The organism is Arcicella aquatica (genome assembly GCF_034928825.1).
Taxonomy (GTDB): Bacteria; Bacteroidota; Bacteroidia; order Cytophagales; family Spirosomataceae; genus Arcicella; species Arcicella aquatica.
The window spans coordinates 50,005-62,500 of sequence record NZ_JAYFUL010000015.1 but is presented as its reverse complement, the minus strand read 5'-3'; the positions used below and the strand labels follow the sequence as shown (position 1 = coordinate 62,500).

General features: G+C 36.1%; 14 protein-coding genes. 5 read left to right on the top strand and 9 right to left on the bottom strand.

Annotated elements, in window-relative coordinates:
* Positions 1–281: 281 nt before the first annotated feature.
* The 5 genes from frr to dusB form a co-directional block, all read right to left on the bottom strand.
* Positions 282–842 carry a ribosome recycling factor gene (frr, locus tag VB264_RS11180; protein ID WP_323249370.1) on the bottom strand — a complete coding sequence of 187 codons (561 nt, stop codon included), beginning with the start codon at positions 840–842 and terminating at the stop codon, positions 282–284.
* Positions 843–926: 84 nt separating this feature from the next.
* Entirely contained in the window at positions 927–1,637 is a 711-nt protein-coding gene (gene pyrH, locus VB264_RS11175; protein ID WP_309912098.1) for a UMP kinase, read from the bottom strand.
* A 78-nt stretch (positions 1,638–1,715) separates the two neighbouring features.
* Complete coding sequence (locus VB264_RS11170; RefSeq protein WP_323249368.1) at positions 1,716–2,213, bottom strand: acetyl-CoA carboxylase biotin carboxyl carrier protein subunit; 498 nt, start codon at positions 2,211–2,213, stop codon at positions 1,716–1,718.
* A 6-nt stretch (positions 2,214–2,219) separates the two neighbouring features.
* On the bottom strand, positions 2,220–3,131 hold the full coding sequence (locus VB264_RS11165; RefSeq protein ID WP_323249366.1) for a DMT family transporter: 912 nt from the start codon (positions 3,129–3,131) through the stop codon (positions 2,220–2,222).
* 180 nt (positions 3,132–3,311) lie between these two features.
* Entirely contained in the window at positions 3,312–4,310 is a 999-nt protein-coding gene (gene dusB / locus VB264_RS11160) for a tRNA dihydrouridine synthase DusB (RefSeq protein WP_323249365.1), read from the bottom strand.
* 124 nt (positions 4,311–4,434) lie between these two features.
* On the opposite strand from dusB, the gene VB264_RS11155 reads away from it, so the two are divergent.
* From VB264_RS11155 to VB264_RS11135, 5 genes are all read left to right on the top strand, one after another.
* A complete protein-coding gene (locus VB264_RS11155; RefSeq protein WP_323249364.1) occupies positions 4,435–5,367 on the top strand; it encodes a CPBP family intramembrane glutamic endopeptidase in 933 nt (310 codons plus the stop codon).
* Between the two features lie 28 nt (positions 5,368–5,395).
* Positions 5,396–5,632, top strand: coding sequence for a putative signal transducing protein (locus VB264_RS11150; protein ID WP_323249362.1), 237 nt, complete (start codon positions 5,396–5,398; stop codon positions 5,630–5,632).
* A gap of 23 nt (positions 5,633–5,655) precedes the next feature.
* Positions 5,656–6,492, top strand: coding sequence for a phosphatidate cytidylyltransferase (locus tag VB264_RS11145; RefSeq protein WP_323249360.1), 837 nt, complete (start codon positions 5,656–5,658; stop codon positions 6,490–6,492).
* A 123-nt stretch (positions 6,493–6,615) separates the two neighbouring features.
* Complete coding sequence (locus VB264_RS11140) at positions 6,616–7,341, top strand: carboxypeptidase-like regulatory domain-containing protein (RefSeq protein WP_323249359.1); 726 nt, start codon at positions 6,616–6,618, stop codon at positions 7,339–7,341.
* Positions 7,342–7,611: 270 nt separating this feature from the next.
* Positions 7,612–8,346, top strand: a complete 735-nt coding sequence (locus tag VB264_RS11135) for an acyl-[acyl-carrier-protein] thioesterase (RefSeq protein ID WP_323249356.1) — start codon at positions 7,612–7,614, stop codon at positions 8,344–8,346.
* A 17-nt stretch (positions 8,347–8,363) separates the two neighbouring features.
* On the opposite strand, the gene VB264_RS11130 is transcribed toward VB264_RS11135, so the two are convergent.
* From VB264_RS11130 to VB264_RS11115, 4 genes are all read right to left on the bottom strand, one after another.
* Positions 8,364–8,873 (bottom strand): hypothetical protein, encoded by a 510-nt coding sequence (locus VB264_RS11130; protein WP_323249354.1) that lies wholly within the window; start codon positions 8,871–8,873, stop codon positions 8,364–8,366.
* Between the two features lie 3 nt (positions 8,874–8,876).
* Positions 8,877–10,775: an OmpA family protein gene (locus VB264_RS11125; RefSeq protein ID WP_323249352.1), complete on the bottom strand. Its 1,899-nt coding sequence runs from the start codon at positions 10,773–10,775 to the stop codon at positions 8,877–8,879.
* A gap of 88 nt (positions 10,776–10,863) precedes the next feature.
* A complete protein-coding gene (locus tag VB264_RS11120; RefSeq protein ID WP_407654652.1) occupies positions 10,864–11,448 on the bottom strand; it encodes a 7-carboxy-7-deazaguanine synthase QueE in 585 nt (194 codons plus the stop codon).
* 562 nt (positions 11,449–12,010) lie between these two features.
* Positions 12,011–12,490, bottom strand: a complete 480-nt coding sequence (locus VB264_RS11115) for a group II truncated hemoglobin (protein WP_323249348.1) — start codon at positions 12,488–12,490, stop codon at positions 12,011–12,013.
* Positions 12,491–12,496 lie beyond the last annotated feature (6 nt).

Genomic DNA, 12,496 nt, shown 5'->3' with positions numbered 1-12,496 from the left:
AAATCAAATAAAATTGTATTTTTCAAATAAATCATCCCAGATGAAAGCAAAAATCCACCCAGAACATGAGTGGATTTTATCGTAAAGTAATATCGAAAAACAATTTTCAAGGGAAGCCTTATTAGACTTTATTCACCAACAACACTTGCGTCAGCAAAGCACCAATTATCAAAACATAGTTAGTATCGTAATAACAAAATAATATTTCATAAAACATCCAAAAAAAAGAGTTTTAAATGCTAAAATTTTATCATTCAGCATTCAAAACTCTTCACTCAAAACTACACTGACATGATATCTCTTTCTTTATCAGCAAATACAGCATCTACTTTAACAATATAGCTATCTGTGATTTTCTGAATACGTTCTTCACCAGCTTTTACAGCATCTTCTGAAACGCCATCATTTTTCAATTTCTTAATAGAGCTGTTCGCATCTTGTCGAACGTTTCTCACATTAATTTTAGCTGTTTCAATTTCAGCTTTTACTCTTTTTACTAATTCACGACGACGCTCTTCGGTAAGTGGTGGAATATTCAAACGAATAATTTCACCATCGTTCATCGGTGCTAAACCAATATTTGAATTACGAATTGCTTTTTCGCATTCAGCAATCATTTTCTTTTCAAAAGGTTTTACAACGATTGTACGAGCATCAGGTGTATTAATAGATGCCGCACCTGTTAAAGGGGTCATCATGCCATAATAATCTACTTGAATACCATCTAACATTGAAGGGCTTGCCTTACCAGCACGAATTTTTGAAAGCTCAATCGCTAAGTGCTTTAAAGCTCCATCCATCGTTTCTCTGGCTGCATCAATGTAAAATTCTATTTCTTCCATTGCTTAATATATGATTTCGGATTTTATATGCTGATTACAAGGCTTCGATGTTGCTTTAAATTCATCATCGGTCAACCCATATCATTAACTAATTAAAGTTCCTACTTCTTCTCCTTTTGCTAAATCTGCTAAATTGTTGTTTTTGTTCATATCAAATACAATGATAGGAACTTTATTTTCTTGGCATAAAGTAAATGCCGTAGTATCCATGATTTTTAAACCTTTGCTGATAGCTTCTGTAAACGAAAGATGTGTATAACGCGTAGCAGTAGGGTCTTTTTCAGGGTCTGCAGTATAAACGCCATCAACTCTCGTACCTTTTAATACTACATCCGCTTCAATCTCAATAGCACGTAATGCCGCTGTTGAATCTGTCGTAAAATATGGGTTTCCAGTTCCCGCTCCGAAAATTACAATACGACCTTTTTCTAAATGTCGCATTGCTCTACGACGGATAAATGGTTCGCAAACAGCATCCATTTTGATGGCAGTCTGTAAACGAGTAAACATTCCGTGTTTTTCTAAAGAAGCTTGAATCGCCATTCCGTTGATAACGGTAGCGAGCATCCCCATATAATCTCCCTGAACACGGTCAATACCAGCTTTGGCAGCAGCTGCACCACGGAAGATATTTCCTCCGCCAATAACAATGGCAATTTCAACACCTAATTCTTTTACTTTCTTAATTTCAAGAGCGTATTGCTCTAAAATTGATGGGTCTATTACTTCACCATCTGAACTGAGGGCTTCGCCCGATAGCTTGAGAAGAATTCGTTTATACTTCGGTTTGTCCATGATTTAAGGTTTTTTCGGAGGCAAAGATATACTTTTTTTTTATTTGGCGTGGAAAATTGTCGGTTTCACAATCGAGACTTATTCAAATTCAATTAAAACTTGATTTTTTTCCACATTTTGTTTATTACTCACTTTAATGTTCTTAATGACACCCTCGCCCGTAGCTTTCAACACATTTTCCATTTTCATTGCCTCTAAAATCAGCAAAGAATCGCCTTTCTTGATACTGTCTCCTACCTGCACTAAGAGGGAAACGATTAGTCCCGGCATAGGGGCTTTTAAATCGTTTACTTTGGTAGAAGCTGCCTCAGACATTCCCAATTGTTCTAATAAAATATCGAAGCGGTCTTTTACATTGACCACATATTGACGATTATTCATTTTAATCAAGAACGATTTTGCTTGATAATCGGCCTCTAAAACCTCAGCATTATACGAACGATTGTTGTACAGGATATGAAAATGATTATTCCTGATTTCAACAATATCCCAATCTAGTGGTTGTTCATCAATGGTTGTACCTGCATTGTCTGATACAATGTTAAATGTTTGCTGATTTACGGTGGCTTTCAACATGGATGTTTAATTAGATTTGTTCACCAAATATACACCAATAAGGATGATACTCATGCCTAAATAATGCTGAAATATTATAGCTTCTCCATCCAGTACGCCCCATAGGATAGCTACAATTGGAATCAAGTAAGTAACAGAGCTTGCCAGTACGGCACTCGTCATTTGAATTAAACGATTGAAGAGCACCATTGCAATAGCAGAGCCTAAAACGCCTAATAACATAGCAAAGATTAAAGCTTGTAGTGCATTAGGTTGTTGTAGTTTAGCCACAAAGTCGGTTGAGAACAATACTCCTGCTGCTACTGGTCCGATAGTCATAAAAATACTTGAGGTGATTAAGAAAGAATCTATGCCCAACCCCGTCAGGTATTTTTTAGTGATGTTCAGGTTGATACCGTACAATAGAGTAGCCGCAATAACAAAAAAAGCATAGCCATTCACATGAAAGCCAGTAGCACCAGCCAATATTAGCAATAAAGCCCCCACAAAACCAAGCACAATGCCGATACCTTGACGCTGAGTGATTTTGTTGCTAAAAAAAAGCGCTCCCACAATCAGCGTAAACAAAGGTGTAGTAGAGTTTAACGCTCCTGAAACACCGCTATCTAATTTTGACCCTGCAAAAGAGAATAAATAAGCAGGAAGAAGATTGCCTAATAAACCTGCCAATAGAAAATAGACGGCTTTGTTAAGAGGAATCTTTTTGATATTGATGATAAAGAAAGGGAGAAAGAAACAAAAGGCTGAAAAAATACGAATTGAACCCACCTGTGCAGGGTCAAAGACGGTCAAGCTTTTTTTAACGAGGATAAACGAACTCCCCCAAATACCAGCTAAAAGAGCCAATAAGCCCCAAACAAGTAAAGGGTTTTGAAGTTTTGTAGGTACTGTTGTTGAAGTAGTAAGGGTTGTTTTCATAAAAGATTTTAGTCGAAAATTAGGGAAGTTTATTGGGCATTGATTGAATTATTAAAAAAATAGCGAAGCAAATCTTTTCATTTACTTCGCTATTTTTTTAGGTTTTAAGTAGTCGCTGTATTATAAAGCATTGATTGTAAATCAACGCCTAAAGTTGTATCGGTACACCACTCACAACTCTTACCTAACAAGGAGTTCTTCCTCACTATAAAATATGGCTACTTCATTTAGAATGCTTAGAATCTCTTCATAATCCATCGAAGTAACTAATCTCATCCTAAAGTCTTTGAAGTGCGACAAGCCTTTGAAGTAATTGGCGTAATGTCTTCTCATTTCTACTATACCTGTGTGTTCGCCTTTCCAGCGAATACTGAAATCTAGGTGTTGCTTACAAACATTGATTCTATCATTCACTGTTGGCGGAGCCAGATGCTCACCTGTTTTGAAGAAATGCTTGATTTCATTGAATATCCACGGATAACCAATAGAAGCTCTGCCAATCATGATGCCATCTACACCATAGCGATTTCTATATTCTAATGCTTTTTCAGGTGAATCAATGTCACCATTTCCAAAAATAGGAATCCTGATTCTTGGATTTTCTCTTACCTTCGCAATCAAACGCCAGTCTGCCTCTCCTTTATACATTTGCACCCTTGTTCTTCCATGAATAGTTAGGGCTTCAATGCCAATGTCTTGTAAACGTTCGGCAACGTCTTCAATGTTTCTGGTTGAATCATCCCACCCCAAACGGGTTTTTACAGTAACGGGCAAATGTGTTGATGCTACCACGGCTTTGGTCATCAATACCATTTTAGGAATATCTTGCAACAATGCCGCACCAGCCCCACGACAAGCTACTTGCTTGACAGGGCAACCGTAATTAATGTCTATCAAATCAGGGCCAGCTTTGGTGGCTATTTCCCCGCAGTTCCGCATAGTTTCTATGTCTGAACCAAAAAGCTGAATCCCTATTGGGCGTTCGTATTCAAAAATATCTAATTTCTGAATGGATTTGGCTGCATCACGGATGAGTCCTTCAGAAGAAATAAATTCAGTGTACATCAAATCAGCACCATTGGCTTTACACACTGCACGAAACGGAGGATCGGAAACGTCTTCCATCGGAGCAAGCAATAAAGGAAACTCGCCTAATTCTATGTTTTTAATCTTAACCATTGTTCTTTTTCAATTATTCTTAGATGTTTTTTCACATCCTATTCGTGAATATTAATTCAAACTGTGTTTTACTCTGTTTGCTATAATTGTTCACTGCCAATTTTTACGTAAATTTACAACCATTATGACAGAATTCGATACTTTTAACCCACAAACTGACCGTCCGTTTATTGCCAAGCTAATGATTTTAATTGGATTGACACTAATTCTGATGTTTGTAGGTTCAACCATAGGGCTTTTTGCCTTTTCATTAGTAACTGGTGCTCCGTTTGAAAAAGCAATCACTTTTCAACAACATCTCAACGACTACCCTAATACTTACTTAGGTATCATGCTACTTCAGGTGTTTTCTACGCCTCTACCATTTATTGGCGCATCGTTGATGTATTGGTACGTTTTTGAAAAACAAAGCATTCAATCTTTAAGTTTCCAACCTACTATTTTAAATGTATTGCTGATTACGATGGTATTAGTCATAGGCTTTATGCCTTTTGATGCCTTGATTATAGAGCTTAACCAAAAACTACAATTGCCTGCTTCATTAAAGGGATTAGAGGAGTGGATGGAAAATGCTGAAAAATCAACAGGAGAGTTGACCAAATTCCTTACAACCTTTAAAAATCCTGCACAGTTTGTTTTAGCTATAATTGTAGTAGCAGTATTGGCAGGCATAAGCGAAGAGCTATTATTTAGAGGAGTATTACAAAACTTAGCCTTAAAAGCCTTTAAAAACCATCATGCAGCCATTTGGTTTGCTGCTTTCTGGTTTAGTTTTATTCATTTCCAATTCTATGGCTTTATTCCTAGGATGTTATTAGGTGCTATGTTTGGATATTTGTATTATTGGACCCAAAATCTATGGCTTTCTATGTTCGCCCATTTTGTGAACAATGGTTTTACTTTATTGATGGCATATTTATATCAGATGAAAGTAACAAACACGGATATTGAACAAACCAAAACAGTACCCATAGCCATGGCGTTGATTTCAGGTTTATTTACCATCATTTTACTTCGTTGGTTCTGGCTTAATAGTATTTATAGAGACAATGATTGATTACATTTGATTTTTTGAACTGATAACAATGCTATTTATGACAGATTGGAAGAAAATTTACGAGTCTACAAATCCATTTAAAGCAGAGCTTGCCAAAGTTTATTTAGAAGATGAACATCAAATAAATACTGTGGTTATCAGTAAAAGAGATAGTTCATACCTTATTGGGCGTTGTGAAGTATATGTTCATTTGAAGGATGCCGTTTTGGCGAAATTCTTGTTGGAAAACGAGGGTGGTTTTGAAGAAAGTAAAGAAATTGCATAAACTATTAATAAAAAATAATCAATATGAATGAAAAACTACAAGGAATGTCAAATCTAAAACAAAGGATAATTGCAGCCGTTGTGGCTGTTCCTTTTTTGATATTTTGCATTGTTTTTAGCGATTGGACTTTCTTTGGGCTTTTTGCTATTATCGCTATTTTAGCACAGCTTGAATTTTATAAATTATTAGGCCTTGATGGCGACGAGCCCCTTACCTACTATGGTACCTTTTGTGGTTTCATCTTGGTGTCAGTTACCTTTTTAATCGAAAAAGGGATTATTCCTGAAGCTAATTATTATATCCTCTCGCCTTTGATGGCGTTGATATTTTTTATCAAACTTTATAAGGCACAAGACGAAAAACCATTTAAAAATATCGCTTATACTTTTCTCGGTGTTATTTATGTTGCCTTGCCTTTTGCACTAATTATCATTTTAGCATTTTTAAATAGTACAAATTTTAGTTGGCAACGTCCTTTAGGTTGCTTATTTTTGCTATGGGCAAGCGACACTGGTGCTTATTTTGCTGGAACAAAATTTGGGAAAACGAAGTTATTTGAAAGAGTATCACCAAAAAAATCATGGGAAGGAAGCGTTGGAGGATTTCTGGCTTCTATGTTGGTTTCTTTTATTCTTTCAAAATACTTTACAGACCTTTTGCCTTGGCAGTGGTTTGGGTGTGGTGCGATTATTGTAGTAGCAGGTACTTATGGAGATTTAGTAGAATCATTATTCAAAAGAAGTATTAAAATAAAAGATTCAGCTTCGACCATTCCAGGGCATGGCGGTTTCTTGGATAGATTCGATGGTTTATTGCTTTCTATTCCGTTTATTATTACTTTTTTAAAGCTATTTAACTAAACTTAGTCTGAATTCTACTAAACTTATCAAACGTTAAAAACTGTTAAAGCCACACAAGATTTTCATTTGAAAGCGTTATATTGAGTAAGTTTACATAAAAATTCATCATCTGAAAGTGAAACGATGTTACTAAGATTTAAATACATATTAATTGTTACTTTACTTATTTGTCTATCTCAATACTCAAGCTTTGGACAAGGACAGGATAAATCCGTGATTTTCTCGGGTAGAGTTGTTGCTGACCGTAGTTCTGATTTTTTGCCTAATGCTTATGTTTTCAACCCGCAATCTGGGAGAGGGACTTTGACAGACGATTTTGGTAATTTTTCATTGTATGTATATCCTGGCGATAGTGTGGTATTTACTTATGTGGGTTATAAAAAGAAGTATTATATCATTCCTAGAACCAACGAGCAAACGCAGGTAGCTACTATTTTCATGACTGAAGAGTCAAGAATGTTGGCGGAAGTAAAAATTTATCCATACGGTACTGAGGATGAATTTAAGAAGGCTTTTCTAGATATGAAGTTAGATAATGAAGCAGGAAGAAGAGCATTAGCTAAAAACCTTGAACAATCTAAATTGAATGTACTAGCCCTTAGGGCTGGCTTGAGTGGTGCTGGGAACTTCAAGAATTTCTCTGACCAAATGACCTACGCAGCAGCCAATAGAAGCTTTGTTCAAAGTCCTTTAATGTCTTTGACTAATCCTTTTGCATGGGCAAACTTTATCAAGTCTATCAAAAACGGAGATTTAAAAAAGACTGAGTATAAAAAAGCATATGAAGATGCTCCTTCTGAGGGGATTTCTAGACAGAAATTCTTGAAAGAACAAAAAACTGGAAATTAAATTTAATGTTATTTTGCTTAGTTACATTTCCAGTAATTTTTACAGCATTTATCAATTATAGAAACTTCCAGAAAAACGGTTTATAGAACTGTTTTCTGGAAGTTTTTTTCTTTTTAAAGTAGTGATTATGATTAGCAAATAGTGATTGGAGAACGACCCGCCGTCGAGGCAGCATTTTAAACTACTAATTATCAGTTGTTTACTACAAACAAAACCTTGCTTAAATTGTATTGATTACTTTACTTACAACCGAATTAACCACTTTGAAAATTGGAGTTTATTACAGAATCATATCGTATTAGAATTACCGAAGTAGATGCACATAGCAATCTTACCATCCCTGCATTAAATGGACTTTTTCAAGAAATGGCTTGGCGACATTCAGTAGATGCCAACGTATCAGCCCCGGAACTAACGGCCCAACATAATATTACTTGGGTATTGTCTCGCTTAAAAATCTGGATTGAAAAATTGCCCTCTTATGACGAAACGGTTACTGTAAAAACGTATGTACAAGAAATTGATAAATACTTTTATTACCGTGATTTCAAAGTATATGATGCCAACGGCATAGAGATTATTCGTGCCAATGCGCTATTTGGCTTGATTGACATTGCACGTCGTAGAATTACTTCAGTACCCGACTGGATGCGTGCCATCACTCCTATTTGTGCTAGCGAAAAACCAGTACAAAAGGTTTCTGGGAAAATTTTGCCTTTAACTTGCATTGAAACCCAAAGATCATTTGATATTCGCTGGCATGATATTGATTCAAACCAACACGCTAATAACAATCGCTATGTGGAATGGCTGATGGAAAGTGTCCCTACCAATGTATTAAACGATGGCGTGCTGAAAACCTTTGAGATTATTTTCAAGAATGAGAGTCTCTTTGGCGATAAAATCATCACCCAAAGTCAGCGAGGAACAGAAGGTTTTATACACAAAATGGTTAACCAGAATGGATTAGAATTGGTAACAGGAGCAACCGTTTGGGAGGTATAAAATAAATGATATACCTCTTATAAGGCTTTTAAAATCTTATTCGCTCGATTTTTAAAGGCGGGTGATTGATAAGGTAATTGTTCTTCAATGAGAAACTTTAATTCACTTTTTAGTTCGGGATACAATTTGCTTAAATTGAATAGAATCGTCATAGAGAATACTCTGATAGCAATGGCTTCGTCATGATTACTTAGGTATTTGAAACAAGTATCAACCGCTAATCCATGTAGTTCTTCTGGGATAGCAATATCTTGTAAAACCCTAACAGTATTGCGTTTGATGGCATCGTGTAAATTGTCTTGCTCTAGATTCAATAGCATTTTTTCGATATAAGGCGTAAGCAGAAAAGGCCAGCGATGAATGCAATCCGACATGATATTGGCAGTATGTTGATTTTTTCTACTATCTCCTTCAAAAAAAACTACCATCAACTCATCAAACCTTTCAGGTTTTCCATCAATCCAGTCTATAATTTTCGTAAATATTTCTCTTGAAAAGCGTTCAGGGATAGCCTCTTTGATATTCATGGTTTACAAAAACTTAATTTCAATTCTTCTGTTTAGCTTTCTATTATCGGCAGAACTATTGGGTAAAAGCGGTTTGTTTTTTCCATAACCCTCCGCTTTAATCATGGTAGAGTTAATGCCCTTTTGAATAAGATAAGTTCTGACAGCATTAGCTCTTTTCTGAGAAAGCACCAAGTTTTCAGCATCCTTCCCAACATCATCCGTATGTCCAGAAACCTCTATCGGCAATTCTTTATTTTCATTCAGCAAAATAATCAGTTTATCCAATTCTATCATCGACTCTGGGTGTAATTCCCATTTGCCCGTATCAAAAAAGATATTATTTAGGATCTCTTTCGCATTCTTTTGAATAGGCTCAAGCGAGATATTTAGCACCTTATCCGTACTGATTTGTTGTGATAAATCTACATTAATACTTTTAAAAAAATAGCCTTTTTTATTGACGAAAATAGCATATTCTATTCCAGCAATAAGTACAAAAGTATAATTACCCGTTTTATTATCTGAGGTAAACAAGCCCATCTTTTGCTTGTCTTTTAACGATACCAATTCAATATCTGCGGCTAAGGCTTGCTGAGTCTTGGCATCTGAAACGATTCCTTTCAAGAAAAAAGTAGGTTTAAATCTAGTCTGCAAGCTTTCGGGCAAAATGATTTCTACAATTTTTGCCCTACGATATTTATTATCTTGATTTTGCTCTAAAGAATAATAGGCTTTTTTACTATCTGAGGTAATAAATAAAGCTACTTGGTCTTCATGGGTATTTAAGGGAAATCCTAGGTTCTCTGGCGTACTCCACTTCCCTTCCTGATTTTCAGAGAAAAATAAATCCAGTCCTCCCAAACCGACATGACCTTCTGAGGAGAAAAACAACGTTTTGCCATTGGCATGGATAAATGGGGAAAGGTCGTCTTCTATGGTATTGATGGTATTGCCAAGATTTACTGCTTTTGCCCAGTTATTAGTGGAATCTAATTGACTAACCCAAATATCACGCTTGCCAATACTTCCCTTTCTATCAGATACAAAATAAAGCGTACGCCCATCAGCCGATAAAGATGGTTGTGATTCCCATTCACCAGAATTGATATTAGTGCCTAAATTTTGAGGAGGTGACCAATCATCCCCCTGTTTATAAGAAATAAACAAATCGCAACTTCCGTAGCCTTTTCGTCCTCCGCAAGAGGTAAAGACTAAGATTCTACCATCAGCCGAAATAGAGGCGGTACCCTCGTTTTGAAGCGTATTTATTTTATCAGAAATGGATGTAGGAACAGACCATGTGCTGTCTTTGAAAACTGATTGGTACAGGTTTTCATCTTTTTCTTCTTGACCAGTAAAAATAAGTGTTTCACGGTCGGCAGAGAGTACTGGAAAATATTGGGATTCAAAACGATTGACTGTTTTGGGCAGTTCTATCGGAGAGATTTTCAAAGGGTTTTCAATTGCTTTGATGGCAAACTTACAACTTTCGAGCCGTGCTGAATAACGTTTTTTATTAGAAAGAGAAACAGCAGGAAGTCCTTTTTCAAGATAAACCAAGGCTTTCTGATATTCGCCCTTTTTTAAATACAGCATCCCTACTTGTTGCGAAGCAATTTCACTAACACTGGTTTTCTCTTGGGCATTGATGGCTTTTTCGTAATGTAAAATAGCATTACCAAACTGCCTGTTTTGTTCATACAGCTTGCCTAAATGGAAATAGGGTTCTGCAAATAAATTATCTTTTTCAATGGCTTCTTCAAATTCGTTGAAAGCCGTTTCGATATCCCTATTTTGTAATGCATTTAAGCCTTTTTGATAGGCATCAACTGCTTTTTTATTAGTCGAAGAAAGTGTATTCTGACCTTTAGACTGGAAAATATAAGTAATCAAGATAACGAATAACAATATACTTCTCATGTATGGCAAGTTTAATAGCGCAAAAGAATTTGTTTTACAATTTAGTAAGAAACTAGTCAATTGTTATGCGCTATTAACCAAGTATCCACTAAGGAATATCCATAAATTTATGTACTTGTAACGAAATTCTCCACTTCGGATTGTTCTTGATGTATTCAATAATCTGTGGAAGCATCTGTTCCATTCTACTCCATTCTGGTTGAAGATAAAGCATACAATCAGGAGAAACCAAGGCAGCAAAGCTCTCAGCCCATTCAAAGTCTGATTGATTGAAAATAATAACTTTCAATTCATGTGCTTTCGGATAAATATCAGGATTAGGCGATTTGAATTTTTTAGGAGAAAAACAAATCCAATCCCAAGCACCCGTTACTTGTTGACAAACACCTGATGTTTCTATATTGGTTTCAAATCCTGCTTGATGCAAAGCGCCGGTCAATTCATCTAAATTGTGCATCAAAGGTTCTCCACCAGTAATCACTGCCAAACGACCAGCATGAGCGGAGGCTTCTTCAACGATTTGACTAATACTTAATTTTGGATGTGCGTTAATATCCCAAGAGTCTTTTACATCGCACCAATGGCAACCCACATCACATCCGCCCAGACGAATAAAATAGGCTGCTCTACCTTGGTGAAAACCTTCGCCTTGAAGCGTATAAAAGGTCTCCATTGTGGGAAGTGAGTGATTTGATGAAAGAATTTCTATATTGTTTTGTTGTACTGTCATGACTGTAATGTAAAAATATAATTACAAAATTAACATTTTTCTGGCAGTAAATTGTGTTTGGGAGTTGAAAGGTGTAAAAGGGGTGAGTTTGAAGGTGCTGAGGATTGATTATAGATTTCTTTATAACTCAACTCATGGCATGACTTTGAGTCATGCCATGAGTTACATATAGACTGTGTTTATTTCTTTGTAGTATTTTTAAGATATTCTTTAAATTGCTATTTTTCACAAAGTTCCTTCAATTTGTCGAGTGCTTTGGGATAACTATAACTAGTCGTAGGCTCTCCTACGACTCAAATTAAAAAGAGCGTCCGCTCGCTCGTTCAAATGAAACTATTTTTTTCTTCGATGAAACAAAATATCTCTTTTTGATATAGAAATATAGTTTTGATAATTTGTACGTTCCTTACACACATGTTATTGGTCTTGCCCCCGAAACAAACATCAATAACGGCGCAAACTTTTGCCAATATAATCTTAGCAGATTGTGGTATTTCGCTTTTATTTAATTATTATTTGGGTTATATGGCCCGCCTGTTTCTCCCCAGCCCCATTTAGGCATTGGTTCGCTTGTGTCTAATGGATTATTGGTCAATTGAGAATTGATAACTGCTAGTCTGGTTCCCCATTCAATGTAACCCACGAAAGCAGAGCGAAATTCAGGGTCACTTTTTAGTCCAACTTCATCGGCCGTTTGCAACAGAAGTTGAACCCAACGTTGGCGTTTATTTTCTGTAAGCATTTTGCCTATATGTTTTCCAATCATTTCAGCATGGCTTCCACCGTCCTCAATTGTGTATAATTTGTCTCCACCAAAAACTTCTGCAACAAAATGAGAAACATGTTTGATATGTTCTGATGACATATTTTTAAAAACTTCGCTGAGTAAGTCGTCCTTTAAAACTTTATCATAAAATTTCGAAAACAAGGTCTCAAAGGTTTCCATATCACCCGCCCATTCATATAAGGTTGGTATATTTTCCATTTCCTA